Source organism: Shimazuella soli (assembly GCF_022511585.1).
Lineage (GTDB): Bacteria > Bacillota > Bacilli > Thermoactinomycetales > Thermoactinomycetaceae > Shimazuella > Shimazuella soli.
The window spans coordinates 693,556-716,710 of record NZ_JAKWBN010000001.1; the positions used below are offsets into that span (position 1 = coordinate 693,556).

Annotated in this window: 26 protein-coding genes; 14 read left to right on the top strand and 12 right to left on the bottom strand. The window is 38.2% G+C overall.

The window, feature by feature from the left end; translation table 11 throughout:
- Positions 1-84: 84 nt before the first annotated feature.
- Positions 85-1,308, bottom strand: coding sequence for a serine hydrolase domain-containing protein (locus MK805_RS03745; protein WP_240874271.1), 1,224 nt, complete (start codon positions 1,306-1,308; stop codon positions 85-87).
- A 449-nt stretch (positions 1,309-1,757) separates the two neighbouring features.
- Here MK805_RS03745 and MK805_RS03750 point away from each other — a divergent pair, with 449 nt between their 5' ends.
- A complete protein-coding gene (locus MK805_RS03750) occupies positions 1,758-2,267 on the top strand; it encodes an endonuclease domain-containing protein (protein WP_240873853.1) in 510 nt (169 codons plus the stop codon).
- 86 nt (positions 2,268-2,353) lie between these two features.
- On the opposite strand, the gene MK805_RS03755 is transcribed toward MK805_RS03750, so the two are convergent.
- Complete coding sequence (locus tag MK805_RS03755; RefSeq protein WP_240873854.1) at positions 2,354-3,661, bottom strand: helix-turn-helix domain-containing protein; 1,308 nt, start codon at positions 3,659-3,661, stop codon at positions 2,354-2,356.
- Positions 3,662-4,038: 377 nt separating this feature from the next.
- Here MK805_RS03755 and MK805_RS03760 point away from each other — a divergent pair, with 377 nt between their 5' ends.
- Complete coding sequence (locus MK805_RS03760) at positions 4,039-4,374, top strand: hypothetical protein (protein WP_240873855.1); 336 nt, start codon at positions 4,039-4,041, stop codon at positions 4,372-4,374.
- Between the two features lie 156 nt (positions 4,375-4,530).
- On the opposite strand, the gene MK805_RS03765 is transcribed toward MK805_RS03760, so the two are convergent.
- Complete coding sequence (locus MK805_RS03765; protein WP_420833050.1) at positions 4,531-5,742, bottom strand: MFS transporter; 1,212 nt, start codon at positions 5,740-5,742, stop codon at positions 4,531-4,533.
- A gap of 293 nt (positions 5,743-6,035) precedes the next feature.
- On the opposite strand from MK805_RS03765, the gene MK805_RS03770 reads away from it, so the two are divergent.
- On the top strand, positions 6,036-6,617 hold the full coding sequence (locus MK805_RS03770) for a TetR/AcrR family transcriptional regulator (RefSeq protein WP_240873857.1): 582 nt from the start codon (positions 6,036-6,038) through the stop codon (positions 6,615-6,617).
- Between the two features lie 47 nt (positions 6,618-6,664).
- Here MK805_RS03770 and MK805_RS03775 read toward each other — a convergent pair whose 3' ends face one another.
- The 3 genes from MK805_RS03775 to MK805_RS03785 form a co-directional block, all read right to left on the bottom strand.
- On the bottom strand, positions 6,665-6,976 hold the full coding sequence (locus tag MK805_RS03775) for a helix-turn-helix domain-containing protein (protein ID WP_240873858.1): 312 nt from the start codon (positions 6,974-6,976) through the stop codon (positions 6,665-6,667).
- Between the two features lie 7 nt (positions 6,977-6,983).
- Complete coding sequence (locus tag MK805_RS03780) at positions 6,984-7,484, bottom strand: hypothetical protein (RefSeq protein ID WP_240873859.1); 501 nt, start codon at positions 7,482-7,484, stop codon at positions 6,984-6,986.
- Positions 7,485-7,705: 221 nt separating this feature from the next.
- Positions 7,706-9,361: a YndJ family transporter gene (locus tag MK805_RS03785; protein WP_338057473.1), complete on the bottom strand. Its 1,656-nt coding sequence runs from the start codon at positions 9,359-9,361 to the stop codon at positions 7,706-7,708.
- A 342-nt stretch (positions 9,362-9,703) separates the two neighbouring features.
- On the opposite strand from MK805_RS03785, the gene MK805_RS03790 reads away from it, so the two are divergent.
- The 8 genes from MK805_RS03790 to catA all read left to right on the top strand — a co-directional run bounded on the left by MK805_RS03790 (position 9,704) and on the right by catA (position 15,523).
- Positions 9,704-10,519 carry a polysaccharide deacetylase family protein gene (locus tag MK805_RS03790; protein ID WP_240873860.1) on the top strand — a complete coding sequence of 272 codons (816 nt, stop codon included), beginning with the start codon at positions 9,704-9,706 and terminating at the stop codon, positions 10,517-10,519.
- 223 nt (positions 10,520-10,742) lie between these two features.
- Positions 10,743-11,639 carry a restriction endonuclease gene (locus MK805_RS03795; protein WP_240873861.1) on the top strand — a complete coding sequence of 299 codons (897 nt, stop codon included), beginning with the start codon at positions 10,743-10,745 and terminating at the stop codon, positions 11,637-11,639.
- Between the two features lie 176 nt (positions 11,640-11,815).
- Positions 11,816-12,364 carry a TVP38/TMEM64 family protein gene (locus MK805_RS03800; RefSeq protein ID WP_240873862.1) on the top strand — a complete coding sequence of 183 codons (549 nt, stop codon included), beginning with the start codon at positions 11,816-11,818 and terminating at the stop codon, positions 12,362-12,364.
- A 44-nt stretch (positions 12,365-12,408) separates the two neighbouring features.
- The gene (locus tag MK805_RS03805; RefSeq protein ID WP_240873863.1) at positions 12,409-12,678 is read left to right on the top strand and encodes a hypothetical protein; all 270 of its coding nucleotides are present in this window, start codon (positions 12,409-12,411) and stop codon (positions 12,676-12,678) included.
- Between the two features lie 86 nt (positions 12,679-12,764).
- Positions 12,765-13,280 (top strand): hypothetical protein, encoded by a 516-nt coding sequence (locus MK805_RS03810; RefSeq protein WP_240873864.1) that lies wholly within the window; start codon positions 12,765-12,767, stop codon positions 13,278-13,280.
- Positions 13,281-13,409: 129 nt separating this feature from the next.
- A complete protein-coding gene (locus MK805_RS03815; RefSeq protein WP_240873865.1) occupies positions 13,410-14,234 on the top strand; it encodes a slipin family protein in 825 nt (274 codons plus the stop codon).
- A 105-nt stretch (positions 14,235-14,339) separates the two neighbouring features.
- Positions 14,340-14,726 carry an adenosylmethionine decarboxylase gene (gene speD / locus MK805_RS03820; protein ID WP_240873866.1) on the top strand — a complete coding sequence of 129 codons (387 nt, stop codon included), beginning with the start codon at positions 14,340-14,342 and terminating at the stop codon, positions 14,724-14,726.
- Between the two features lie 146 nt (positions 14,727-14,872).
- A complete protein-coding gene (catA, locus tag MK805_RS03825; protein ID WP_240873867.1) occupies positions 14,873-15,523 on the top strand; it encodes a type A chloramphenicol O-acetyltransferase in 651 nt (216 codons plus the stop codon).
- A 42-nt stretch (positions 15,524-15,565) separates the two neighbouring features.
- On the opposite strand, the gene MK805_RS03830 is transcribed toward catA, so the two are convergent.
- Positions 15,566-16,156 carry a dienelactone hydrolase family protein gene (locus tag MK805_RS03830; protein WP_240873868.1) on the bottom strand — a complete coding sequence of 197 codons (591 nt, stop codon included), beginning with the start codon at positions 16,154-16,156 and terminating at the stop codon, positions 15,566-15,568.
- A gap of 226 nt (positions 16,157-16,382) precedes the next feature.
- Between MK805_RS03830 and MK805_RS03835 the strand changes: the two genes are divergently transcribed.
- Entirely contained in the window at positions 16,383-17,429 is a 1,047-nt protein-coding gene (locus MK805_RS03835; RefSeq protein ID WP_240873869.1) for an alpha/beta fold hydrolase, read from the top strand.
- Positions 17,430-17,451: 22 nt separating this feature from the next.
- Positions 17,452-18,054 (top strand): TetR/AcrR family transcriptional regulator, encoded by a 603-nt coding sequence (locus tag MK805_RS03840; protein WP_240874275.1) that lies wholly within the window; start codon positions 17,452-17,454, stop codon positions 18,052-18,054.
- 44 nt (positions 18,055-18,098) lie between these two features.
- Here MK805_RS03840 and MK805_RS03845 read toward each other — a convergent pair whose 3' ends face one another.
- Both MK805_RS03845 and MK805_RS03850 read right to left on the bottom strand, forming a co-directional pair.
- Positions 18,099-18,581: a PH domain-containing protein gene (locus MK805_RS03845; RefSeq protein ID WP_240873870.1), complete on the bottom strand. Its 483-nt coding sequence runs from the start codon at positions 18,579-18,581 to the stop codon at positions 18,099-18,101.
- 140 nt (positions 18,582-18,721) lie between these two features.
- Entirely contained in the window at positions 18,722-19,645 is a 924-nt protein-coding gene (locus MK805_RS03850; protein WP_240873871.1) for a DMT family transporter, read from the bottom strand.
- A gap of 121 nt (positions 19,646-19,766) precedes the next feature.
- On the opposite strand from MK805_RS03850, the gene MK805_RS03855 reads away from it, so the two are divergent.
- Positions 19,767-20,615, top strand: a complete 849-nt coding sequence (locus MK805_RS03855; RefSeq protein WP_240873872.1) for a LysR family transcriptional regulator — start codon at positions 19,767-19,769, stop codon at positions 20,613-20,615.
- Between the two features lie 70 nt (positions 20,616-20,685).
- Here the strand turns inward: MK805_RS03855 and MK805_RS03860 are convergent, their stop codons facing one another.
- Genes MK805_RS03860 through MK805_RS03870 form a run of 3 tightly spaced genes read right to left on the bottom strand, consistent with a single transcriptional unit; the run spans position 20,686 to position 23,133 of the window.
- Positions 20,686-20,973 (bottom strand): hypothetical protein, encoded by a 288-nt coding sequence (locus tag MK805_RS03860; protein WP_240873873.1) that lies wholly within the window; start codon positions 20,971-20,973, stop codon positions 20,686-20,688.
- An 11-nt stretch (positions 20,974-20,984) separates the two neighbouring features.
- Positions 20,985-22,379 carry a radical SAM protein gene (locus MK805_RS03865; protein ID WP_240874282.1) on the bottom strand — a complete coding sequence of 465 codons (1,395 nt, stop codon included), beginning with the start codon at positions 22,377-22,379 and terminating at the stop codon, positions 20,985-20,987.
- Entirely contained in the window at positions 22,336-23,133 is a 798-nt protein-coding gene (locus MK805_RS03870; protein WP_240873874.1) for a prolipoprotein diacylglyceryl transferase, read from the bottom strand. The genes MK805_RS03865 and MK805_RS03870 overlap by 44 nt, the downstream gene beginning before the upstream one ends.
- Positions 23,134-23,155: the final 22 nt, after the last annotated feature.

A 23,155-nucleotide genomic window follows, 5' to 3' on the forward strand; every position in this document is an offset into this window, starting at 1 on the left:
AATAACATTTGAAGGTTTAGATTTTACATTATACAGTGAAGAAGAAAGTCATTTTTATTGAGCATGATTCTAACTCATTCCGCATTAGTCTTCGATTGCCTGATAGACCGTGCTCCAGAAGTCATTGATAAGATGCATGGAATCCAGGGTAGAAAACCCGACCTGAGTTAGCAGAATTCCGGTGAGTTGGTTGACCCTGTCTGCGTAGACAGTGGTGCCGGTACCGCCGTCCCAGCCGAACTGACCGATAGGCGCGTAGTCACCGCGATAGGTGCGCACCGCCATTCCAAAGCCCCATCCGCCCTGTAAACCCTGGCCGGACGTTAGGTGGGCGATGTTTCTATACATAGTGTCCCGTGCAGCTTGTTGCTTAGATGTGAGGCAATTGGTGGTCATCAGCTCGACTGCTGGTTGGGACAAAATTCGTTCGCTTCCGTGCATCCCGTTATTCAACAACATTTGAAAGAAGGCGTGATAGTCGTCGACAGTGGAGACCAGCGCACATCCTTGGAACGCCGGAGGCTGACTTGCTCTTCCGCCTGCTGCCTCGTCCCAAATAAGGAACTCTCCAGTCTGCGGGTCGGGTCCGTAGAGGGGCGGCAGTCGATCGATTTTGCTGCTGGGCACATGGAAACCGGTGTCTTTCATCCCCAGCGGATCGAGGATGCGTTCGCGCAGGAACGTTTCCAATGGCTGCCCCGTGACCCTAGCGACAAGCACGCAGAGTACCTCGTTGCTGAGGTCATACTGCCATCGCTCTCCGGGCTGGTACGACAGAGGCAGCTCCCCAAGGCGACGCATCCACTCGTCTGGATCGGGTGCCGGTCCGGACGCCACGCTTAAGTCTGTTTTCTCGAAGATCGCGGCTCTGATCGGGGAGCTCATCAACTCGAAATCCATTCCAAGCCCAAATGTGGAGGTCAACAGGTCTCGTACGGTGATCGGACGCCGTGCCGGCACAGTCTCGTCTAGCGGACCATCGGGCCGTTTCAGCACCTGCCGGTTGGCTAGTTCCGGCAGCCACTCATCCACCGGGTTGTCCAGCCGCAGCTTGCACTCATCGAGTAGGATCATCATCGCCGCCATCGTAACCGGCTTGGACGTCGACGCCATCCGGAAGATCGTATCCCGACGCATCGGAGTGCCACCATCATGGCGCATCGTGCCAAGCGCTTCGACGTGTGTCTCACCGTTTCGGCTGACTAGGGCGACGAGACCTGGAATCTTCCCTGAATCGACATGCCGTGCCAGCACGTTGCGGATTTTTTGTAGTCCTGTTCTGGAGAACCCTTTGTTGTTTTGTCTCATTATGAATTTTTCCTTTATTCTATCGATTTCAGAATTTATATAATTTTCCGATATAAAATTTTGCATTTGTTTCCCTCTCTTTGCTTTTTCATTAGTTCTATGTTTACCAATGTTCTTTTCTTTTATTGGTCCAGGTTTACCCTTGAATCTGATGTAGCAGATCATCGCAAAACCATCAACATCATGGTTCCGTGAGTCGTCCTCATAACTGAATAATTACTTCATTTCCATACTTATCTTCCACATCGGTTCTCCTTTCTTAATCGCATTATATAACTACTCATTAAATATATCAATATTCAAATTGATAATATTAATTTATTTTATCATATATTTTATAAATCTAATTTTATTGATTAATATATCCTTTTTTATACTGAATCCTTGTCATTTAACATAAAAATAGACCGAATATATAGTATTATGAGATAAGGAGGTGTAACATTTAATTGAATAAAGAGAGTAAAGTGTATAAAAAGTATAGAGTTATACGAAGAAAGTATATTGAATTCAAGCGTTCTGTGAAAAGTAAAATGAAAATTCCCTTTTACCCGTTTTTAGCAGTAAGATTTTTATACGAGCAATGGAAGCTGGGACATGCTCCTTCGCTTGATATGCTGATGTTTCAAACCGACAGCCCGCTGGAGAGGATGCTTTACTATGAGCTGCGGTATTTCTACAAAGGGCAAATTGCACCACAACATCCCTTAGGACCATACTGGATTGACTTTGCGATTCCAAAACATAAGTTAGCACTGGAATGTGATGGGTATCCATATCACTCAAGTGAAAAAGCACGTCTGCATGATCGAAATCGAGATGCTTATATGAAACGTGTCGGCTGGAAAGTGATGAGGTTTACTTATAAGGATTTATGTAAGGAGAATATAGCCCAGACGATGCAACAAATACATGATTATACGATGAGAGCGACGCCAAAGCAGAAAAAAGCAAATTAGGTCAGACAAAATAAAGAAAGCCATCAGACATTTCGTTGTGTTCTGAATGGCTTAGTTAACTTTTTTCATTTAGTTATGGAGGTTCACTATCCAATGTTTTCCCCTCCTTTAAGTAATAACAGTTTTTGTACTTCTTCTAGTGAGCGGATATATCTATCCTTCTCACCAGCTTTTTTCCAACAATCTGCCAAATGTACGAGGATTACTTCAAGATAGTTTTCTAAATGATAATCTTTTGCAAGATTTTTTGCTTCTTCATAGTAAAGAACGGCACTTGGGAATTTACGTTGGTTTGATTCAAAATCAGCAAATGACATCAAAGCAAAGCAATATCTTGGTGCATCTTTTGATTGTTTTCCTTCTTTTATTGCTTTTTCAAAGTAATCTCTCGCTTTTTCTACTTGTTTTTGTTTACTATAAAGTAACCCAAGGTGTGTGTAAGTGGAAACAAACAAGTTATTTCCTTCGATTTTCTTTTTGATTTTGAATTCAAGAGCTAGTAAATATATTTGCTCTGCATTTCTATAGTCTTCTAGATTAGTTAAAATGTTACCCCAAGTGGTAAGAAGCTCTACAGCTCTTCGATAACTTTTATTTTTACTAGCTAACCTGTAACCTTCGACAGCATATTTTATTGCTTTATTAAAGTCTTTTTTTCGGTTTAATAAAGATGCTTTGATTTCGTACATATTTAAAAGTACTTCTAAACCAGAGAGCTCAGCATACTCGTCCCACAGTATATCTAAGGTATGTAAGGCATCATCAATCCGATTTAATTTTTCGAGATATATCACTTTTCCAATCATCAAGAAAAACTTAATTTCGGCTCTTTCACCATTGGAATCATATCCATCTAACCCCAACTGAACATAATGTAGTGCAGCTTTTAGGTCATTTTTCTGAAAAAAACTAATCCTAGCCAGTTCCTTATAAGCAGAAGCGATGAGATTAGAGGTAAAATCTTTTTGCTTGGCAGCTGTTTCCACTACTCTCTCCAAATACTTGCGGGAACGATCCCAATTTTTCCGGTTAAAATAATACAAGCCTTTGAGAAAGTATACTGTACTTAGCATTTCTCCTTGTTTTTCTAACTTGCGCAGTTCGGCAAGCAGGGAGCTGTCTTCCAAATGGAGTTGAATTTTGGATTCCAGTAAAGATAAGTGCATCTGAAGTTGCGAATGTGATTTTTGTTGGTGTTCCACGAGATGAGGAAACTGTGCTGGTTGAATCCCTAGTTTTTCACAATAACGATGTAGTTTGCTTTCTTTGACACTCTTGCCTTGCTCGATAAAACTTATGGTAGCGGAAGAGAGACCTTTTTCCACAAGATCGGCGATTCGTAAGCCTTTTTCTTTGCGTATAGCGCGCAGTGCATTTCCCATTTGCCTTGACATGCTGATAACCCTCCTGATTCGGTTACCCAATTTTATTGTAAATTTTTTTAAAAAATTTCGCCACCTTTTGTTAAAAACCTTCTTTTTCTTCCATATCTTAGAGTTTGGATTCTTATTTTTGGGAAGATATTGCTCGCTTTTGGTTTGTTTGTATCTATATTTAGAAAGGAAAATGGATGTTTTCTCTAAAAAAGGTAAATTTGCAAATTATTTTCTGAATATTGTACAATGCAATCAGCTTGTTTTTAGATGGTTTATGAGTCCGCCTTAACTCTATTCATTTGATTGTTCTATCTGTTTTTCGGAATTTATTTTTTTAGAATATTCCATATTTGGGTAGAGTGTTACGGTTGGAAGCAAAAGAAAGGGGAACAAAAATGGCACTAAAACTAATTGTAGAAGGTTGCAGAGACAAGGTGAGAGAATTCGTGGATTTCCTTAAGATCAGCCCGCATTGGCGGCTTTATAGCGGATCGAAGTTGTCATTGGGGAAAGAAGAGATGAGGATTGATTATTACTTTGATAAACAGCCGCAAAATAAGCTTTCTCTAACGGATAAACCGATCAGTAAACTCACTCTTCAAAGCAGTGATGGGAAGAGAATAGAGATCACATTACTTGGAGCACAGATAGTGGAGATGTGCGAAGGGATCACTTATATTCATGGGACAAACTATGATATCTATGCTGGGAAAGCAAAATCTATGGATTGATGGTGATGTTTTGTATAACAACTTAAGATAGAAGTGGAATGATATTTTTATAAAGTTTTTGTTTTAAAAACGCTATTCTTTCCTTTTTTTGAGTCAGATAGAAAGAATAGCGTTTTCTAGTATAAGGAATGAATTATAAATTTTTGAATTTATAATTCATTCCGTTGATTTTCGTGTAATCATCCAAAATAAGAGGGCGATGATACTAAAAGAAGCTCCCAAAAGACAGACACCATCCCATCCAAATTTATCATACATAGTAGTGGAGGATATGGAACCTAATGCACTGCCGATGGAATAAAAAGTCATGTATGCAGCAGTAAGTCTGCTTCTTGCTTCAGGGCGTAGGGCTAAAATAAAACTTTGGTTGGTAACATGTACAGCTTGTATTGCGAGGTCTAGCAGGATGATACCAATCACTAATGCAAATAGAGAGTAGTTTAAAAGGTCGATGAAAACCCATGAGGAAACTAATAATAAAAGAGCGATTCCTGTGGTTCTTTGTCCTAATCCTCGATCTGCAAGCTGTCCAGCTTTCGCAGCTGCAATAGCTCCAGCTACTCCAGCGATGCCAAAAGCTCCAATAATCGTATGGGAAAGAGAGTGCGGTGGTGCACTCAGAGGCATCACCAAGGAAGTCCATAAAGTACTAAAGGCAGCGAATATAAATAAGGCTAAAATGCCTCGAATAAGCAGAATTTTTTCCTCAGCAAATAATAAGAGAACAGAGCGCAATAACTTCGGATAAGGCAAAGGAGATTGTTTATATGTTGTATTTGGCAGTTTTTGTGAAAGCAAGATAGCGATCAAAAACATAAGGACAGCTGAAGTAAAGTAGACTGCACGCCACCCTCCTAAATCTGCAATAATACCGGAAATGGTTCTGGCTAATAGAATACCTATCACAATTCCACTAGTCACAAAGCCCACGATACTTCCGCGTTCCGATGGAGAAGATAGAGTGGATGCATATGCAACGATGGTTTGCGTAATCGTCGCTAGTACCCCAACGACAGCGATTCCGAAGAAAAAGATAATTTCAGAAGAGGAGAAGCCGATGACTACAAGAGTAGCACACATTAGTACCATTTGACTGAGAATAAGACGACGAGGGTTAATCAAATCCCCGAGCGGGACAAGGAATATCAGGCCGACAGCGTAAAAGACTTGAGTGACCGTAATCACCATCCCGATGGTGGAGGGATGAATATGAAAATCATTTGCTATCGAATCAAGCAGCGGATGAGCATAATAGATATTTGCAACAGCTAATCCGCAAGCGATCGCTAATAATACTTTCCGATAAGGTGTGATAACAGATTCGGCACCGGATGTTAAAAGATTTGCCTCTGTATCTTTGTGCTTCATTCGATTCGTTGATATTTTTTTGGCAAACATATTATCTTTCTCCTTTCTAATTTTCATACCGATTGGTATGAAAATTCCCCAACAATAAATCATATTGATTTGTGTGTCAAGTGGATAGCATGCGATTAAAATGGAGAATAGGGAAGTATATTTGTCTCTAACTTGACAACAAAGTTCATTTTTGTTAAAATTTTTTGTACCAATCAGTATGTATTTTTTCGCGTATTTGAATATCTGATTAAAAAAATAGGGAAAAGGCTTAACCTGATTTGAAAATAAATGAGGGAAATAGGATGGGGCGAAAACGTGAATTTGATGAGGAAAAAGCATTAGACGCTGCGATGCAGGTTTTTTGGAAGAAAGGCTATCACGCTACATCATTGAGTGATCTGACTACAAATATGGAATTGCAGCGGCCTAGCATCTATTCAGCATTTGGTGATAAAGAAAAATTGTTTGAAGCAGCACTGCGTAACTATACAAAATTACACATTTCTCATATTCGTTCAAAACTTCAACATAACAAGTCGGTGAAAAATGCAATTCGGTTATTTTTTGAGGATTTGGTGGAAGGAGAATATCAAGGGAATCAGAACAAGGGATGTTTTTGTATCAATACCATGGTAGAACTTGCCCCGCATGATGAGAAGTTTGAGATTTTGACAAGGGAGCACCAAATGTATCTTTCTGTCCTTTTCCAGGAAATGATACAAAAAGGTATTCAATCAGGTGAGTTCCACAAAGATTTGGATGCAAAAGCATTAGCGCAAACCTTAGTTGTTTCTTTGATCGGGATTACTGTTTTGATGAAATCGCGTCCTGAACGCTCGTTTATTGATAATGCAATAACGAGTACTTTGTCATTGTTGAAATAAGATAGCAAAGAGCGACCTTGATCCTTAGGCCGCTCTTTGTCCACTGCTCAGGAATCAGATTTTTCCCCAAAATCTACTTCCACTCTTTTCATACCTAGTGTTTGCAACACTTTATCATACGTTTCACTTGTGATTCCGGGGGTTCCACCCTCGATTCTAGAGATGGTTGTTTGTGTAATAGAGTGACCAGTTACTTTTTTTACTTGTTGAGCTAGTTGGTTTTGTGTCCAGCCCAGTTGGATACGGCGGTCAAAAATAAGGTTTCTCATCTGTACAGGGAAACTTTCCATAAACTCGTTCATCTTTGGCGTCTGGTCAATAAAACTCATCAATTCTTGATGAGTGGTAGGCTTTTTCATCGCTCTATCATCTCCCTATATATTTTATAGGATTACGAATAAAATCAGCGTGCATTTGCAGGGATTTTGTTACCATTTTGGTGAATAATTTACTAGATTTTGATTTCAACATCATAGATTCGGTGCAGCAAACATACTGTATTCCGTTATGTTGATGAGTAAAAAACAACATTCGAAAAAAGTAGCTTTCTTTTTTGCTGTCCGTTGGAAAATGATCTTCATTTACTTGAAGTTCCAAGAGCGGCGGGCTGTGATCTAATCGTCTGACGATATTAAGAGTAACTAAAAATCTATTCGATTCTGTGGTCACAAATTGATAATCTTGAAATGCATCCCATTCGGGAATCCCGTGTTTCTCCATATCCCGCAAACCCAATCGAATTAATGGCAAGAGACGAAGACATGGTTTATCACCAGCATTTGCTTTTTGAGCCATGGTATAAATGGTATCTAAAGCTGGCTGATCTCCGTTATTGTTACGTAGATAAATTACTTTGGCTTTATTCATATTATATGATACAGGATTTAAATTGTCAGAAAAAATAAATCCTGATTGTTATACCCTCCTTCTTTCGAACGATATTTTTGTGCAGGAGCATAGAGAAAGATTATGCAATATTTTATTAGAAATAATCAAAAATTACAAAATTAATTTTTAATGTGTTTGGTAATTTTGCCAAAACGTAAATAGCGAAAAAGCGACAACGTAATGTAGTTGTCGCTTTTTCGCTATTTTGCAATCATTTCATATTCCAGATTAAGAACTTTCACTCCGAAAAACCAAAAGCGATGAGTCATTTGCAATCTTCCATAATCATCAACCCAAATGATAAGATTTTCGTTGAATGGGATACGGAAAGAAAAGTTTTTTGTCATGAGATAATGACCCTCGTCACCATCTCCTCCTCTTCTCGGTACCGAAGTGCATTGCAGGGAACCATTTATACCATGTTCCAGTCGATAGAACGTTGCTCGATTGCAGTTAGGTACAGGCATAGTGAAGTGCACATACCGTTCACCATCATATTCATGCTCAGAATAAATACCAGCGATAAAAGTTTCATCGGAGTCTTGATAAGAACAAATCCAAGCATTTAGTTTTCGATTCCAATATTGGTGATGGTTATTGATACTGATGATTTTACTGTCTAACTTTCTTATTCCCTCGCCAGGAGAGGGGATATTTGCTTGTTGAATTTTATTCGACAATGCTTTATGTAATTTTTCAAAGAGCCAAGCCCCTTTGGTCCAATGGGCGTGAAGAGAAATATCATATAATGATGTATTTTCCATAAAAGAGATTACTTTTGGATGGAGCTGATCAATCATAAGGTCGCTTCTTCTGTACCTTTCCAGCTTTGTTAAGATACCAGCATGGGAAACAATTTCTTCTTCATATCCATTTTCTTTTAAGAAATTTTTACCGATAAACCATGTTCCATTGATGTTGATTTGGGGGAGTTGATATAAATTTCGTCTTTCTAATGGTTTTCGGTAATACCATCCAATAAGTCCTAATGCAAATCCAAATACAATCGGAATTTGATAATAATAGACCCAACTGTTTGTTCGAATCCATGTAAGTCCTTGCAATTGGTAAATACCATTGATAACGGACAAAATGGAGGTGGCGATTAATATAATGGCAGATAGTTGTATGCAGAGAGTAGCAATAAAATTCTTTTTCTCGGTGTGGAACAAGATAAAATAACCATATGCTATCATGCACAACGTATAAATCCATAACCCTATGTTCTGAAGCCAGGAATTGCTGAGCATGCCAATTCCGATGAGCAGAGGGCTGACTATTAAACCAATAACAGCACCTCGATACAAAAGACAAAGTTTTTTATCGATCAGAAGTATCCTGCCTGTCCATCCAATAAAGAGGGTAGATAATACCGCGGTAAACTGAAAATGGAAAGTGGCGGCTTGATAAAGATAAGTGATGCTCGGATGGCTAGAGAAGCAATACATAGTGAGTGTAATGCCGCCGATGAAAGCATATAAAAAACTTGTGTCAACCGCATTTTCTTCCATGACATAATATCCCCGTTCCACAAGCCGTCTGATTCCATAACCAAATAGAGCAAATGAATAGATCAGCCAAACGATTGACAATATTTCACAGAATGCGCTTCCAATCGGAAATAACAATGCTGCTCCCATGATGATGGCAAAATATAGGTGGTATTTGGATAGAAGAGTATGATATCTGGAACTTTCTCCACTCATTCTTTTTATGGTAGGGACTAAAGCGAGTGAAGCGGGAATGAAGAGAAAAATAGAAAAGAACAAAAATCTTCCAAAGCCAGAAACCATAATAATAAATAATAGACATAAAAGGAAAGAAATTAGTGAACTTCTTAATAAGTAATTTTTCATATAAATAAATATCCTTATCCTTTTTCTGAATAGTCTACCATAAATAAAAGGAAGTAGATATGCAACTTAGTAAAAAAACATGACAAAATTTACGAGGTCTGAAAAGCAGGAAAATTCGTTTTCTCATTGGTGGTTTAATAGCGGATCGAAACTGCCGTTGAGGAAAAAACTTATGTAAAAGATGGAAAAATGGAGAAGTCTAAAAGTATAGAATCTTGGATGGTTGGCTGTTTCAAAGAATCAGGACGAATAAGTACTTTCTGTGTATAATACTATTATTATAAATAAGCTTTTGGTAGAATATTCTTAGTTCGGAAAATATCAAAATAGGAGATCTAACCGATGGTTCGGAGTTTATTAGCTGTAAGTAGTTTATTTCTGCTTTTACTTTCAAGTGGTTGTATGAATTTAGAAGCAGCAAGCCCTACTAAAACAGAAAAAACAATCATGCTATCTAATAATCATATGCAAAAAGCAGATGCTTTTCATGAGCAGCCACTTTCTCTAGCAGAGATTCAGTATGGGAAAAATTCTGTTTATTTTAATGGAAGCCGCAGTAAGAAATGGGTCGCTCTTACCTTTGATGATGGTCCAGATGATATTTATACTCCAGCAATACTGCGAATACTGAACAAATATCATGTTCATGCCACGTTCTTTTTAATTGGTCAAAAAGCAGCACAATATCCGAATATCGTAAAACAAATCGTTGCTGATGGAAATATAATCGCGGACCATTCTTGGGATCATCCTTTGTTACCAAAACTATCTAATCAAAAAGTACTATCTGAGATAGATCGTTGCAGACAACAATTGAAACAAATAACAGGTAAGGATGTAGCTATCATGCGTCCTCCTTATGGGGCGATTAAAGGAAAAAAACAAGTTATTCTAAGGGATGGATTTCAAATTGTGGATTGGGATGTGGATACACTTGATTGGAAACCCGGCAGGACTCCTGAGCAGATCCTTAATAGCATTAAAAAAGAATTAAAACATGGAAGTATTATTTTAGATCATAGCGGTGGCGGAAATCGGTCGGCAACTGTAAAGATGCTGCCTGCTCTGATTCAATATTTGAACTCCAAAGGTTATCAAATGGTAACAGTTGATCAGATGTTACACATCCCAGCTTATAAGTTAAATGAAACTAATTGATAGCAAGGTAAAGTATAGTCTCTTGAAAGTTAAATGGTCCTCGTTAGCTGAGTCTTTCATGCAAACATAGGCTGCTAAAAATGAAATTATAGTAAAGAAAAAGCGAGCTAATTACAAGCTCGCTTTTTCTAATGGATTTCTTATTATATAATATAATTCAAAAATTCAATTTAAATGTAAACTGGAATAAATAATTATCAGAAAACATAAAGGAAGTCGAAAGATGGCAATACCAAAATTTGAAGACATTTTCCTCCCATTCCTCCGAACTTTATCCAATCAAAAAGTACATACGTTAAAAGATGTAAGAGAGAAGCTGGCCAGACGGTTTCGATTGACACCAGAAGAGCGGGAAGAACAAGTATCGAGCGGGTCGAAACGTTTTGATAATCGAGTCGCCTGGACAAAAGCCCATCTGATAAAAGCATCTTTGGTAGATAGTCCAGAGCGGGGAAAATTACAGATCACCAAGCGAGGTTTAGATTTACTAGCAGAAAAGCCTAAAAAGCTAAATGTTAGAATTTTAAAAGAAAGATATTTTGAATATGCAGAGTTTCGACGGAAAATTCGGACTTCGGAAGAGGAGATGCAAACAGAGGTAGAAGAGACCAATACGCCAGAAGAAGTTTTGGAAACTGGCTATAAACAACTTCGTAAAGCATTGCAACAAGATCTCCTCGACAAAATCAAGGACTGTAGCCCGTATTTTTTTGAAAAATTAGTGGTCAACTTGTTAGTTGCGATGGGATATGGCGGTGCGCATGAGGAAAAGCTGGGATTAAGTCGTGACGGTGGGATTGATGGGATGATCAAGGAGGACAAGCTGGGTTTAGATGTGATTTATATTCAAGCAAAGCGGTGGAGTAACCCCGTTGGTCGCCCAGAGTTACAGGCATTCGCAGGAAGTATTCTCGGTCGTTCCGCCCAAAAAGGAGTGTTTATCACCACATCTCGTTTTACAAAGGATGCAGTCGATTATGTCAAACATCTTAATCAAAAGATTATTTTAGTGGATGGGGATCAGTTGACGGATTATATGATCGATTTTAATGTTGGGGTACACGAGACTGCGAGATATGTAGTGAAAAAGATTGATACGGATTATTTTTTAGATGAATAATATTATACATATCTGCGTCCCTTGACATTGTCAGGGGGCGTGGAACAGTTCGGTCGGGTTTAAAAAGTTTCTATATATAACTGGAGTAGTGAGAATGAAATTTTTTATAAAAAAGGATGTTATCTATTTTAAATCTATATAAAATGGAGGGTATAGCTGATATAAGGAGATTATAGATGCAGCAGCAGTTTGCGCAGTTTCTTTATACTTATAAAGATTTTGCTATCCTACTTAGCATTTTGATCAATGTTATAATCAGTATCATTGGTTTCATCCCAAGTGTTTTTCTTACAGCAATCAATATCAAGCTGTTTGGACTGGCAGGAGGTTTTACCTTATCTTTGATCGGGGAAGCGTTGGGAGCTTTGATGTCATTTTGGCTCTATCGCTTAGGATTCCGCAAGTTTGTGGAAGCCAAAGTTTCTTCTCATCCAAAGGTTCAGCAGCTTTTATCTGTAAGAGGGAGAGAAGCTTTCCTCCTCATTCTTTCTCTTCGTTTGATACCATTTATCCCTTCTAGTTTGGTTACATTGTATGCAGCATTAGGGAGTGTTTCATGGATACTATTTGCCTTTGCTAGTACAATCGGAAAGGTGCCTGCGTTGGTTATGGAGGTATACTCAGTAAATGAAGTGATGAAGGGTTCTTTGTTAGGGAAAGTGATTGTTGGCCTTTTGGTTTTAGGCATACTTGTATATGTTTGGAGATTGAAAAAACGCAAGTAAAGTAGAGAGAGATTTTCCTTTTACAAAGGAGTAGGGGGTACATCATGAAATACAAAACCGTTTTTTTAAAAGTTACGGATACAGGTAGAATGATCGATGAAGATTATCTGTTAGAACTAAACGAGAAAATACCAGATCTAGAAATAGATGCAGATATTTCTTTGCCAGATAATGATTATTATGTGATGAATAAATTTTATGACCTTCTTCTTGATGACGAAGAGGATGAGTGGGTATTTACGACTTACTATGGTGTAATCGATCAGGATAGCTGGGACGACAAATCACAAAATTCTTCAGCAGCTCCTATATAGTATTAGGAGGGCTTTGGCAAATTTTGCGCTTTTTCTAAAACACTCTTATAATAAATAATAGAAATTAAAAAATGGAGGATGTTTCGTTGTCCAAAAAATCGAACGCTACTACATCCATGAAACAAAATAGTAAAGTGGAATACCAGTTTAAGAAGAGTGTTTTTTTTCCTTGGACAAAGGTAAAGATGAGTTTAGCCAACAATCAGCTTCAGGTTATAGATAGAAAAAGGTTACTATGGATGATTCCTATTGGACAATATAACGAAAAATCATATCCTCTGCAGTATATTTCAAAAGTAGAGGCGAAGTATGGCTTTGGTTTGTATGCATTTCTTGCAGGTATATTGCTTCTTTATTTTTACCTCACTATGGTAGTTAATAGTTTGGTCACAGATGTTATCGTTGGACTTGTATTTATCTTTGTGTTTTCTTTTTTTCTCATTTCTGGATTGTATTGTCTCTCAAAAGGACTAAGTTATAAGCTATATTTGATAAATAATGAAAAAAAGAAACAAGCAACAACCATTGATATTTCCTATTGGGAAAAAGAAAAATTGCAAGAGTTTGTGAATGAGATCAACAAAGCGATAAAAAAACATTGAGACGAGCCCTCTTTCTTTGAAGTGGGCTCAATTATTTATATCACAAAATTGTGAATAATTATGAGTTGAAAGCCTTTTCTTTATATTATCATGAGAGTATACCACTTTAAGCATAAAGGAGTTGACTGTATGTACACCCTACTTTTGCCGCTTGTGATTATTATCCTCTTTTTTATCTTCATTTCCTTACGAGTGATCCAACAATATGAACAAGGTGTAGTGATTCGTCTAGGACGCTATGCTCGTTCTTTAAATCCCGGTGTGAGATTTGTATTCCCATTGTTTGAGTCGGTCAAAAAAGTAGATATGCGGATTCGAGTAGAAAATGTAGAAAATCAAGATATTATTACAAAAGATAGTGTCCCAGTAACAATCAATGCTGTCGTTTACTACCAAGTAGTGGATGCTCAGAAAGCACTCCACGGGGTAGAAAATTATAAGAAAGCGACTTCGACTGTGGCACAAACCGTGCTCCGCTCTAATTTAGGAGCGCATACGATGCAAGAAATGTTAACAGAACAGAAAAAGTTAGATGATCTATTGCGAAAAACATTAGATGAATCCACAGAACCATGGGGAATTAAAGTTACTGGTGTAGAGATACGGTCGATGGATCTTCCAGAAGGGCTGCGTCGTGCGATGGCAAAAGAAGCAGAAGCAGAACGTGAGCGAGTAGCCAAAGTTATTACTGCCAAAGGGGAATTCGAAGCTGCTGAAAGATTAGCAGATGCAGCTAAAGTCATTAGTCAACATCCTGTCGCTATGCAATTGCGTACTCTACAAACCATGACAGAAATCGCCGCAGAGAAGAGTAGTACCATTTTATTTCCATATGAAATGGCTAGTTTGGCCAGCTTATTTCAAAAATCATCACAAGATGAACCGACAACACTATCGGATGTCATCCAAAAAAATAGCAAATTAAATGATTTTGATGATCTAATGGAAAACTAGATGTTCAAGTACCCTCGGTGTAATACAACGAGGGTGCTTTTTCTGTGACTTACGATTCAAAGGTAACAGGGCGTAGGAAATCGTCGCTACAACCACGGAGTATGGGTGTCGCAAGAGTTTAATACGTTCGGCAGGGAAGTCGTGTTGGACGTCAAGGGTGTCGACTTTCAACTCCTCAACAATGTGAGGGAGTTGGAACAACAGTTAGTCGATGCGGCTGAGGAGTGTGATGCCACGGTTGTAGGAGTGCTGCCTGTGAAATTCAACCCGCAAGGTGCTACTGTTGCCGTGGTGCTGTCCGAGAGCCACTTGACCATCCACACATACCCTGAAAAAGGATTTGCAGGGCTCAACTGCTACACATGTGGCAGCTCAGTCGATCCGGAGCTAGCGATCCGATACCTGATCGAGGTGATGAAGCCGAACTCGTATTCTGGAGTGCTGATCTATAGGGGTCAGGAAGGGCCTTTGAAAGTGGTCCCATTTGAATAGGCGATGAACTTTGAAGGGACTGGTGCTGTCTTCGGTGGTGCCAGTTCCCGACTTTTCATATTGGAAATTCAAAGGATGAGGTTGTTGGTTAAAGCAGTGGATAAAAGCCTCCTAATCTAAAACAGAAAGGCTTAGGAGGCTGACATATGAAATTTCATGTGATCGATAGAGAGAACTGGGAAAGAAAACCTTATTTTGAGCATTACTTGACCCAAAAATGTACGTTTAGTTTGACTGCTAATATTGATATTACTATTCTGCTTGAACAACTTTGTCAGAGAAAGCTCAAGTTTTATCCTGCTTATCTCTATATGATCAGTAAGACTGTAAACGCTCATATTGAGTTTCGAACTTGTTTTAATGGTGAAATCCTTGGATATTGGGATGAGATGCTACCATGCTATACCATTTTTCATCAGGATGATAAGACATTCTCTGCGATATGGACGGAATACTCCGATGATTTCTGTATGTTTTATAAGAACTATGAGTCGGATAGAAAAGAATATGGGAATCGTCAAGGTTTATTTACAAAAGAAGGTATGCCTCCAAATGGTTTCCCTGTATCGATTGTTCCCTGGACAAGTTTTACAAGCTTTAACCTCAATATAAACGGGAATGATGATTTTTTACTACCTATCGTTACGGGAGGGAAGTACTTTCAGCAAGACAAGAAGACTTATCTTCCTCTGTCTTTACAGGTACATCATTCAGTTTGTGATGGATATCACGCTAGTAAATTTATCGAAGAGTTTCAAGAACTAGCCAATAATTGTCAACAGTGGTTAAGGGTCTAAAGAAACGGACACTCTTGATATACATGGGAGTGTCCTTTTTTACTATGTTCCCATCAATTCTGAAAAAAATTCAATGGCTCGATCCGTTTGATTTTTCGCTTCGATTTCTTGATACACTGGGTTATAGGGATCAGCAAAACCGTGAGACGCAGGAACTATGTTGATTTGAATGTTTTCTAGGGACATAAGTTGTTCGCTCATCTTTCTTACATCAAAACTTTGCTCTTTTTCTGGATAGATTAAAAGAACAGGGCAACCAGGCACTTCTTCTATATAATTGCGTATCCTTGATCCATAAAAGCCAACAAATCCTTTCACTTTTTTATTTCGATGACTGACTCGCCAACCAACTGTTGCTCCTATACTGTATCCCCAAAGAAGAAATTGCTCATATTTTTCATCTAAAGTATGAAGAAAGCTGTCTATCCGCTCTGTAGCTTGATCAAAGCCAACTTCATTTACAAAAGAGGAGTATGCTTTATCATGCTCGGAATAAGGATATGTTTGTTGGTTTGTAAGAAATGAAGGTGTAAACACAGGCAGGCAGAACGTGTGATGTAGGTTTTGTCCTGCCTTTTGGATAAAAGTATTCACTCCATATATTTCATGCAGGCAGATAATTGCTGTTTTCATTTAATGACCCTCTTATTTTTTCTTTCTATTGTATCAAATATAAAAAACCTTAAGGCCAAGTGTGACAGATGATAGAGTTAACAATGTACATTTTATAAAAATTAGTTGATCTAAAAAATATAATGAGAAAAAGTGTTGACATTTTCATCTGACGGGCGTATTCTGTACTTATAGATGAATGAATAATTCATTCATTACAAAATGCACAGAAAAGAGGAAAACAACAATGAGTAATCTATTCGCTTCTCTGATCTTCCGTAAACGAAATCAACGGAAAAATGAAAGACTTTTGCAAATCCATACTCCAAACGGCATAGAACAGAACAACTTTATTACCATAAATGGAATCGAACAGTGGGTATCGATACGTGGAGAAAATCGCGATAATCCAATTTTGTTTTTTGTTCATGGTGGACCGGCTTCGAGTTACTCTATTTTTAGTCCATTGCTGCGATATTGGGAAAAACATTTTACTATCGTTCAATGGGATCAGCCAGGGGCAGGGATGACATTTAGTCGAAATGGTGTAGAAAGAACTGGGAAGCTTTCCTTTGAGCGACTCGCAACAGATGGGATTAAGGTGGTAGAATATGTTCTGGAGGAACTCAGACAAGATAGATTGATTTTGGTAGGCAGCTCAGCCGGTAGCTTGACAGGAGTAATGATGGCAAAACGTCGTCCTGATCTCTTCCATGTTTATGTCGGTACAGATCAAAATTCACCAGACCCAAATCACATTGGTTATCAGGCGATTATCGAAGCACTCACCAAAGCCGGTGATAAAAAAGGATTGGAGTTAGTCGAGAAAATGGGAGCTGATCCTGCGAATTGGAATCAAAAAGATTTGGAAAAACGACATCAACATGTGATTAAAGCGATTAAAAATGTCCCTAATATGATTATGGATTTAGTATTACCTGCAATGTTGGCCTCTCCTATGCATTCATTTCGGGATATCCTAGACTATTTCAAAGGGATGAGCTTTTCTTCTCATGCGTTATTTAACGAATTAATTCATTTTGATGGACATCAGTTGGAAAAAGACTTTGAACTTCCTGTCTTCATCTTCCAAGGAGATAGCGATATTATCACCCCTACGGAGACAGCACGAGCGTATTTTGAGGCATTGAAAGCACCACATAAAGAGTTTGCTCTTATCAGACGGGCTGGTCACCTTGCTTGTTTTGCCCGACCCGAACAATTTTTAGAAGAACTTATCACCCGTGTTTTGCCATATGTAAAACAGAAACAAGGGATAAAAAAAGCCCAATAAAGAAGAAAGGAATCGATTGGATGTGTCACCACTTAACAAGCAACAATTGGAGCAAATAAGAGATGAACGTCAAGAACAGATCAAGCAGGCTGCGTTAAAAGTTTTTGCTCGAAAAGGCATATCTGGAACCAAAATGAATATGATTGCTGAGGAAGCTGGAGCCAGCGTCGGATTAGCTTACCGTTATTTTAAATCAAAAGAGGAGCTTTTCACGATTTTGGTTCAAGAATTATTGGAGAGTGCAAGTGAGGAGATTGATACCACTGAGTATTTACCAGGTACCCCCTTTGAACAGATTCAAGCATTGACGCAAAATATGTTGGATGAAAACCGTTATGCTTTTATGTTTATATACCAAGCTCGAAAAGCAGAAAGTGTACCTGAGAAGGTAGAAAAACTTTTGGAGCAATACTCTGCTGATGCCTTGTTGGAACGATTGGTGCCTATTTTTGAAAAAGGGCTGCAATTGGGACAGTTCAACGAAGGCGATGCAAGACAACTGCTCTCTTGGTATTTACTTGTGATAAACCAACTTCTCACCCAAGAAAACGGACATAAATCTTATGGAATGCCAAATGCAGCGTTTTTGATGAGAATGATACAACACCCCTCATATAAAGCATAAAACAGAACGATCTTTTGGAACGTTCTGTTCTTCTTTTTGCTTGTCTAAAAAGAGTTGATGGGTTTGTATTTCTCGATTTCACTTAGTATTACGTTCACGTTTTCATTCAACATTTTGACAGGGATAGTTCCAATGATGGATTTGTCTTTCCCCTTGATACGGATGAGTTTTGTTCTATTAAATCTATTATATCGAATCTCTTTGATCTGTTCCCATGGAGTAAAAAGTTGTTTGCTTTTTAAACCTAAAACAGTTATTCCTTCATCTGTAATAGTAAGCAGGGGTTCAGTTACATTTAAATAGTTGAGATGAATACGTAGACTGATGAAGGAGACAATACTCATTATCAAGAAGAAACAAAAAGGGATAATCAAAATCCATCTTTGACTTTCCATCGTATTATTGAGATTTACTAGACCAACCAATGCACTAAGTATAAATAAGTCAATGACACTCATTAAGATTGAAAGGAATAAGCTCGATATCAACATTCGAATCCTTTTGCTTCGATTTTGAAAGATTTGCATGTTCTGTCTCTCCCTACACATTCCCTTGTGTTTATTTATCCTTTAAATAATAATCTCTATTTTAGGGATCTGTCTATATCAGAGTTCACCGAATTAAAAGAAGACTTGAACTCGTAAGGTTCAAGTCTTCTGATGCGTTTTCAAGAAGTGGTTGTTTGGGACAAATGGGAAGTAGATAGGGTATCGGTTGGCTGAATTGTTTGTTTCTTAGCAGGTCTGTTAACAAGATAAATGCCCACCCCAATAAAGACTGCACCAAATCCTACATACCAATGAAGTACTTCATTTAAAATGAGCCAGCCGCCAATCGTACCAATTAAAGGTACAAGGAATAGAAATGAACTGACTTTTGCTGGGTCATTATTTCCGATTAAGTAGAACCAAGTGACAAATTGGACGATGGAGCTCATGATGATCAAGTAAATCATCACAAATAGAAGCTCAGGAAGAGCTACAGCATGAATGTCAAACATGGGTTTTTCTAAGAACATACTGGCGATGAGCAGAAAAATGCCCCCAAAGCCCATCTGATAGGCGGTCATTACCCATGTATTTATTGTTTTTCCCCAATGCTTGATCAACAGGGTAGCAGTAGCCCAAAAAATCCCTGCTAACAATGCAATTAAGTCACCTGATTCAAATTGCAACTGCATACCTTGGGTTAAAAATACACCGGCAAATCCCAAGAGGACACCAATCCATTGTAGGGCTCTGTATCTTATTCCCAACAACAAAAATTGGATGATAACTAACCAGATCGGATTGGTGGAAGAAAGGATGGATGCATTGCCGGATGTGATTGTACGCATGCTGAAGTAGATCATCCCTAAAACCAGCGTGCTTTGAAATAATCCGATAATAGCTATTTTCATCCACGGTACGAATTGCTTTGGATGTGGTAATTTCCATATAAAAGGTAACATGAGGAGAAAAGCACCCAAAAAACGGATACTCAAAAGTAAATAAGGAGAAGAAAATGCTAATCCCATTTTGCCAATTGGATAATTTAAACCAGCTACTAAGGTTGTAATTAAAATAAAAAAAATAAAAGAAGATCGCTTCATGAAAATCCCTCATTCCGTATTGGTTATGATATAATCCTATATGTATATAATCATCATGTAAAATGATTTAATTTGATATATATAATCAAAAAAAGTGATATCAAAGAAAGGAGGAGACAGAATGGACAGCAAAGACCTTCGGATTTTTCATACAGTAGCACAAGAGAAGAGCATTACAAGAGCTGCAGAAGTTTTAGGTTATGTCCAGTCCAATGTGACTGCTCGTATCCGTCAATTGGAAAAAGAAGTGGGGATACCTTTGTTTTACCGGAGTAAAAAAGGGATGATTTTAACAAAAGCAGGTCACAATCTATTGGAGTATTCCGGAAAAATCATTCATTTATTAGATGAAGCTTTAAAATCTGTTCAATATACTGCTGCCCCTTCGGGTCCCTTAGTGATTGGTGCTTTGGAAACGACAGCTGCTGTGCATATGCCGAAATTACTGAAAGCATTTTTGCATCAATATCCAGAAGTGAAATTATCTTTGTGTATTGGTCATACGAATGATTTAATGGAAAAAGTGCTGGATTATCGTTTGGACGGAGCTTTTGTCAATGGAAAAGTGGATCATCCAGATTTGGAGCAAGTGTTGGTATTTAAAGAGGAACTGGTTTTGGTTTCGGAGAATTCAACAGCAGAATTATCTGATTTAATGTCAAAACCGATGCTTTTTTTAGGAAGAGGATGTTCGATGCGTGATCGTCTGGAGCAGTGGATGGAAGAAGAAGGAATAGAAGATACAAATATCATGGAATTTGGGACGTTAGAGGCTATACTAGGAGGGGCGTCTGCAGGTTTAGGTGTTTCCTTGCTTCCAAAATCAGCGGTGAAAATGATGGAAGATCAAGGACTAGTTTGTACACATCCTATCCCAGATCACTATCGACACTCTCATATTTATTTTGTCTATCGAAAAGACTTATTTCAAACATGTGCATTCGAAAAATTTCTAGAGCATATTGGTTAAATTAATCATGTTTTTATTTCTGTGAATAAAAACAAACGGCATAGTAGTATGCCGTTTGTTTAAATAGTGGTTATATTACGGAGTTTAGTACCATAAAGCAAGAAAAGAAGGTCAATAAAATAATGACTGCTGCGGATAGTAAAATTCCTTGTACTCGTTCTTTTACTTTGAAATGAATGATTGTATATATCGGTACTAGGATAATGAGATTAAGGATAGAAGAAATACCAAAGCAAATTCCCCAAGATTTTTCTTCTTGTCCGAAAAAGAAATATAACCCTACAGCAATAACGAGATATGGAATGAACGGAATAAAAAACCATTTCTTGAACTCATTTTTCCGGTACTCGGATGACATCATTTACCTCCTTAAAGTTGCTGTAGTTCTTTTAACTTTTCCTCTTTTTCATCGCGATAAAATAGATTGAAAGTATCAAAAGGGATGATTCTTCCATCTGGATGAGCAATATGAACACAAGACTTTTTCACGGATCTGACATCTAGATCGTATGCATCCATAAACTGCATGATTATAACGCGAAACACATTGTCATATGCAATTTCTTTTGGAGCACTTACCAATGGTAAACAACAGAGTAGCTGTTTTAAGGAAAGTGCTGAAGTATGGGGAGAATGGTTGGTAGAGAATAGTTCAAAGATACGGGCTTTTAATTCCTCATCTCGTTCAAAAACAATGGTATTTCTTCCGCCTTGAAGCAAAATATTTGGATCGATCAAACGAGTCAATGGTATGGGTTCATCTTCTGTTTTAAGCGCGTAGCCCATCGCTAAACAATCTGGGTGACAGGGAACAGGAAGCATGTCTTCATTTTGAAAAAGTTCGGATTGATCAATAATCATTTGTCGTACTTCACTAAGTGTTAGGCGATCAGTAGCTGGATCATAATCTTGTAGGCGACCAGCTGCTTGAATTGGTTGGAATGTAACACCACGAACCGCTTTTTGACTTAAGCCGTATTGGATGATTTTGCCGATTTCTTTATCGTTTAATCCTTTTTTCAAAGTGACGACGAGGGTTGTAGATAAATTAAATTCATTGAGATGATCGATTGCTTTTTTGCGAACTTCTCGTAAGTCTACTCCTCGGAGTTCTTTTAATGCTTCTTTTTCAAAGCTATCAAATTGCAAATATATTTCAAATCCTGGTAAATAGGCGGCAAGTCGTGCAGCAAATTTGCGATCAGCAGCAATTTTTAATCCATTGGTATTTACCATAATGTGTTTAATCGGGCGGGTTTTTACCATGTCTAAAATCTCAAAAAAATGAGGGTGAGTAGTGGGCTCCCCTCCACTAATTTGAACGATATCAGGTTCTCCTTCATTTGCAACGATTGCGTCGAGCATTTTTTCGATCTGCTCTAAAGAACGCCATGTTTGCCGTTTGGGAGAAGATTCTGCATAGCAGATAGGACATTCTAAATTGCACTGATCAGTTACTTCTAAAAGAGTCAAGCAACTATGTTGTTCATGATCTGGGCATAAACCGCAATCATAAGGGCATCCATATTTAATAGGAGTATTCCAACGTTGAGGCATTTCAGATGGTTTGATAAATTCGCGACAACGCTTGTAATATTCAATATCAGTAGAGATAAGGACTTTTTCGGGGCCATGGTCTTTGCATCGTTTTAGCATATATACATTGTCATCTTGAAATATAACCTTTGCTTCTACTTTTTGTAGACATTTGGAACATACACTATTGGTTAGTTCGTAAAACAGATATGGACGGTTTTTTGGCATCATTATGCTCCTTCTCTATTTTCCATTTCCCCCACTGCCAAAGCTTATAGCAGTAGTAAATCAAACCGATAATACAAGCCAGTTGAATATTATTCAGTCCTAGATAAGGATGTGGAGTGGGTTTGATAAAATCCACCACAAGCCTCCATAATAAATAGCTCGTCATAAACAATTGAAATAATAAGCCATCAGGAAAAGCGAATTGTTTTTTTAATAAGAAAAAACAAAGTGCGGTTATCATGAGAAAAGCAATTTCATATAGCTGGGTAGGATGACGTAGGATACCATCACCAAAGTCAACGCCTGTCCACCATGTGGTAGGTGTACCATACGTGTGGTCCGACAATCCAGTTAAAAAGCAACCGATTCTGCCAATGGACATTCCCATCAATAGTGGAAAAACCATATCATCTCCAGTTGATTTTGTTATACCAATTTTTTTTTTGGTCCATTCCACACCAATTAACCCACCCAGTAACCCACCTACAATTGTTTTTCCTTCCATTAAGTATTGGAAGTTATCCCAAAAGTGCATGGTCTTTGCGGGATCTTCTAGTAAGCAGAGTACTTTTGAACCAATCATGGCACCGATTGCAGCACCAACTACAACCCACATGGCCTGCATCGTTGTCAGACGTTCTTTGCTTCGAGTATAAAGGTAAATGCGAAACCCAATAAAATAAGCAAGGGATTCCATGAGAAGATGAGGGTGGATGGAGAATGGACCAATGGAAAACATAAAAGGGAATTTCATTTTTTGAACTCCTTTTTTGTGT